This is a genomic window from Pantoea sp. QMID4 (assembly GCF_030270445.1).
GTDB lineage: Bacteria > Pseudomonadota > Gammaproteobacteria > Enterobacterales > Enterobacteriaceae > Pantoea > Pantoea vagans.
Window position 1 is genome coordinate 1 of record NZ_BSXL01000047.1, and the last position, 256, is coordinate 256.

The following is a 256-nucleotide window of genomic DNA, read 5'->3' on the forward strand; positions in this document are numbered from 1 at the left end:
TCTGACTTAACAGACCGCCTGCGTGCGCTTTACGCCCAGTAATTCCGATTAACGCTTGCACCCTCCGTATTACCGCGGCTGCTGGCACGGAGTTAGCCGGTGCTTCTTCTGCGGGTAACGTCAATCGGCGCGGTTATTAACCGCACCGCCTTCCTCCCCGCTGAAAGTACTTTACAACCCGAAGGCCTTCTTCATACACGCGGCATGGCTGCATCAGGCTTGCGCCCATTGTGCAATATTCCCCACTGCTGCCTCC

At 57.0% G+C, this 256-nt stretch carries 1 rRNA gene; it reads right to left on the reverse strand.

Annotation, left to right across the window (positions count from 1 at the left end):
* Positions 1–256, reverse strand: a 16S ribosomal RNA gene (locus QSK07_RS22770); the annotation flags it as partial.